This window comes from Streptomyces sp. NRRL F-5755, from assembly GCF_001279365.1.
In the GTDB taxonomy this organism is placed as follows: domain Bacteria; phylum Actinomycetota; class Actinomycetes; order Streptomycetales; family Streptomycetaceae; genus Streptomyces; species Streptomyces rimosus.
The window spans coordinates 1-3953 of sequence record NZ_LGCW01000113.1; the positions used below are offsets into that span (position 1 = coordinate 1).

4 protein-coding genes are annotated in these 3953 nt (G+C 71.4%); 2 read left to right on the plus strand and 2 right to left on the minus strand.

The genetic code is table 11. The features are described from left to right. Nucleotides 1-358: 358 nt before the first annotated feature. Nucleotides 359-1993, plus strand: a complete 1635-nt coding sequence (locus ADK86_RS13070) for an ABC-F family ATP-binding cassette domain-containing protein (RefSeq protein WP_053696744.1) — start codon at nt 359-361, stop codon at nt 1991-1993. Nucleotides 1994-2035: 42 nt separating this feature from the next. On the opposite strand, the gene ADK86_RS13075 is transcribed toward ADK86_RS13070, so the two are convergent. Together ADK86_RS13075 and ADK86_RS13080 are read right to left on the minus strand one after the other, a co-directional pair. Continuing rightward, nucleotides 2036-2458, minus strand: coding sequence for an NUDIX hydrolase (locus ADK86_RS13075; RefSeq protein ID WP_053696745.1), 423 nt, complete (start codon nt 2456-2458; stop codon nt 2036-2038). Between the two features lie 19 nt (nt 2459-2477). After that, nucleotides 2478-3182, minus strand: a complete 705-nt coding sequence (locus ADK86_RS13080) for an HAD family hydrolase (protein ID WP_053696746.1) — start codon at nt 3180-3182, stop codon at nt 2478-2480. Between the two features lie 154 nt (nt 3183-3336). Here ADK86_RS13080 and ADK86_RS13085 point away from each other — a divergent pair, with 154 nt between their 5' ends. Continuing rightward, the gene (locus ADK86_RS13085) at nt 3337-3822 is read left to right on the plus strand and encodes a DUF6314 family protein (protein ID WP_053696747.1); all 486 of its coding nucleotides are present in this window, start codon (nt 3337-3339) and stop codon (nt 3820-3822) included. Nucleotides 3823-3953 lie beyond the last annotated feature (131 nt).

The window sequence follows — 3953 nt, forward strand, 5'->3', positions numbered from 1 at the left end:
CCCCCCAACCCCACCCCCCAACCCCACCCTCAAACGCAACGAAAATAGCGTTTGCATTTTTGTGGCGGCGCCCCTACCGTTCTTCTCGGCCCCATTGCCGTCGACAGGAGAAGGCCGTTGCTCGTCTGAGGTCATGAGACACCGCGCCCACGGCGCGAGGTGCGAGAGCGCGCGAAGAGCGCGTCCGGCACCCGCTGTGCGGCCCTGTCCACGACCTCGGCGATCCGCACTGTCCGGCCCGCCTCCCGCCCGCCCCGCCCGCACCCTTCCCGGTGCCGTCGGCCCGGCTCTCGTGGACCTTCCCGTGGTGTCTCCCGCGCCGTCCCCCCGTACCTCCGCGCGCACCGAGGAGACCCGTATGACCACCTCTTCCAGCTCTTTCACCTCTTCTGCCACCTCCGCCGCCATCGTCTGCACCGGCCTCGGCTTCGCCTGGCCCGACGGCACCCCCGTCCTGGAGGACTTCGACCTGGCCGTCGGCCCCGGGTGCACCGGACTCATCGGCCTCAACGGGGCGGGGAAGTCAACCCTGTTGAAGCTCTTCGCCGGGGAACTGCAACCCGCCGAAGGGGACGTGAAGGTCACCGGCGAGATCGGCTACCTGCCGCAGAACGCCGCCCTGGACACCCGTACGCGGGTGGACGCGGCCCTCGGCATCGCCCAAACCCGCGCCGCCCTGCACGCCATCGAGAACGGCGACGTCAGCGAGGCCAACTTCGCCGCCGTGGGCGACGACTGGGATGTCGAGGAGCGCGCCCGCGCCGCCCTCGACCAGCTCGGCCTGCACGCCATCGGCCTCGACCGCACCGTCGGCGAGGTCTCCGGCGGCGAGTCCGTCCTGCTGCGGCTGGCCGCGCTGCTGCTGCGCCGCCCGGACGTGCTCCTGCTGGACGAGCCGACCAACAACCTGGACCTGGCCGCCCGCCAACGGCTCTACAGTGCTGTGGACGGCTGGTCCGGTGCCCTGGTCGTGGTCAGCCACGACCGCGAACTGCTCGACCGGGTGGACCGCATCGCCGACCTGCGCGGCGGCGAGGTCCACTGGTACGGCGGCAACTTCACCGCGTACGAGCAGGCGCTCGCCGTGGAGCAGGAAGCGGCCGAGCGCATGCTGCGGGTCGCCGGGGCCGACGTGGCGCGGCAGCGGCGCGAACTGAGCGACGCGCAGGTCAAGTTGGCGCGCCGGGTCCGCTACGGCAACAAGATGTACGCCCAGAAGCGCGAGCCGAAGATCGTCATGAACAGCCGCAAGGCCGCGGCCCAGGTCTCCGCCGGCAAACACCGCACGATGCACGCCGAGAAGCTCAAGGAGGCCAGGGAACGCCTCGGCGAGGCCGCCGAGGCGGTACGGGACGACGACGAGATCCGCGTCGACCTGCCGCGCACCGAGGTGCCGCCGGGCCGCGAGGTGCTGACCGTACGAGAACTGCGGGCGCGCTACGGCGCGTACGCGAACCTCGAACTGCGCGGCCCAGAGCGGATCGCGCTGACCGGGCGCAACGGCTCCGGCAAGACCACACTGCTGCGGACGCTCGCGGGCGAGATCCCGCCCGAGGAGGGCACGGCGGGGATGTACGTACCGCACCGCTACCTGCCGCAGCGGCTGGACGTCCTCGACGACGAGCTGACCGTGGTCGAGAACGTCGCACGGTTCGCGCCGGATGCCACCAACAACCAGATACGGGCCCGCCTGGCGCGGTTCCTGTTCAAGGGCGCCCGTGCCGACCAGCGGGCGGGCACGCTCTCCGGCGGCGAGCGCTTCCGGGCCGCCCTCGCGGCGCTGATGCTGGCCGAACCCGCGCCCCAGCTCCTGATGCTGGACGAGCCGACGAACAACCTCGACATGGCGTCGGTGCGCCAGCTCCTCACCGCGCTGGACTCCTACCGGGGCGCGCTGATCGTGGTCAGCCACGACCTGGCGTTCCTCCGGGAGATCGGCATCACCCGCTGGCTCGCCCTGGACGGCGAACTGACCGACACCGAACCGATGTGACGAAGCCCCGGGCGGCGCACGGCCCTCCCCGTGCGCCGCCCTTCACCCCTGCGGGAGGAGCGCCAGCGTCCCGCTGCACTGCGAGTGCAGCGGCGACGGCAGCGCGCCGGGCGCGAACCAGCCCAGCTCGTCGAACTTGTGCGGCTCCCCGATCCGCACCTCGTCCGGGCGCACCCGGACCGCGAAGACCACGGCGACCCAGTGCGACACCACCGGCTCGCCGCGCAGCACATTGCGCACCCCGAGCTGCGCGATCTCCAGCGGCGTCGCGCGGTACTCCTCGTACACCTCACGCGTCACAGCCGCCTCGAAGCTTTCACCGAACTCCAGCGCCCCGGCACCGCAGTCCCACGTCCCCGGCTCGTCCCGGGCCCCCGCGCCCCGCCGCGCGAGCAGCACCTTCCCGCCCCCGTCGTGACACACGAACACACACGAGACCCGCGGCCCCTCGATGACCTCTCCCATCACCTGCCCCCTTCCTCCCTCAGAAGTGCCGCAGCAGCTCCGCAAACCTCTCCAGCCGCAGCACCTTCTCATCGGCCGGATCGAGTACGCCGTGCTCCAGCACCCACGTGTTGTCGTTCGGGATGAACACCGCGTTCAGGCCCGCCTCCCGGGCCGGCAGAATGTCCGACTTCGGGGAATTGCCGATCATCCAGGTGGCCGACGGCGCCAGAGCGTACGTCCGCACCAGCTCCTGATACGTCCCCACGTTCTTCTCCGGCACGATACGTACGTCACGGAAGTGGTGCGCCAGCCGCGACATCTCCACCTTCCGGCGCTGCTCCGCCGCGTCGCCCTTGGTGAGCATCAGCAGCTGGTGCCGCCCGGCCAGCTCCGCCAGCGTCTCGGCCACCCCCGGGATCAGCTCCACCTCGTCCGCCTCGAAGGCCCGCGCCCAGCCCGCGATCCGGGCCAGTTCTCCCTCGTCGGCCTCCCGCCGCCGTACCCGCCGCACACACTCGCCGAGGCTGCGCAGAAACACCTTGCTGCCGTAGCCGTGCACCGCCGCGTTGGCCGCCTCGATCTCGTCCAGCAGGGACCGTACGCCGTCCCGCCCCAGCTCCGGATGGTCCAGCCAGGTCAGGAACTCCTCGATGACCCGCTCGAAGATCACGTTGTTCTCCCACAACGTGTCGTCGGCATCGAACACCAGCACCTGCCGCGCCCGGCGCGCCCCGCCGCCCACTGCGCTCACACCGTTCTCCTCGTACGTTCCGCCGTCCGGCCCGGGCCGGATCCCCGGCCCCGCGGCACCCTACTGACCCGGCGGACACGGACGCACCGCAATTGTCCGGCGGCCCGCCCGCCGCGCCGGAGCCGCCACCGGGGACAATGGCGCCATGTCGACAGAGCACGACGGCACGCCCGCACCCGTCCGCCACCCGGTCCCGGACGCCGCCGTGTACCTGGCCGGCCGGTGGACCATCGACCGCACCGTGCTCGACGCCCGTACGCATACGCAGGGCACCTTCCACGGCACCGCCCACTTCCACCCCGAAACCCCCGGCGGCACCCCCCTCCTCCACGCCGAAGAGGGCCACCTGACCTGGAACGGCACCACCACCCCCGCCACCCGCACCCTCCACCTGCACCCCCACCCCAACGGCACCGCCACCATCACCTTCACCGACGGCCGCCCCTTCCACGACCTGGACCTCCGCTCCGGCCACTGGCTCACCCGGCACCCCTGCGCCGCCGATCTCTACGAGGGCGAATTCACGGTTGTCTCTGAGGGGGAGTGGCATCTGGTGTGGAGGGTGGGGGGTCCGGCGAAGGAGCAGGTGTTGCGGTCGGTGTATCGGAGGATGGATCGCCCGTCGACCTGACGGTGCCGCCATCGGTGGGTACGCCGGCGGAGCTAGACGAGTAGTTCCGAATGCGGGGTTCGCAGACGCGGGGAGGGTGTCCAGCATCGGGGTTGTGACGACCCAGTTGGACACCCTCTTGACCGCACTGT

Bases quoted from the DNA above. Each gene is read 5' to 3' on its own strand.
- ADK86_RS13075 (WP_053696745.1), bottom strand. From the start codon at position 2,458: ATGGGAGAGGTCATCGAGGGGCCGCGGGTCTCGTGTGTGTTCGTGTGT.
- ADK86_RS13085 (WP_053696747.1), top strand. From the start codon at position 3,337: ATGTCGACAGAGCACGACGGCACGCCCGCACCCGTCCGCCACCCGGTC.
- ADK86_RS13070 (WP_053696744.1), top strand. From the start codon at position 359: ATGACCACCTCTTCCAGCTCTTTCACCTCTTCTGCCACCTCCGCCGCC.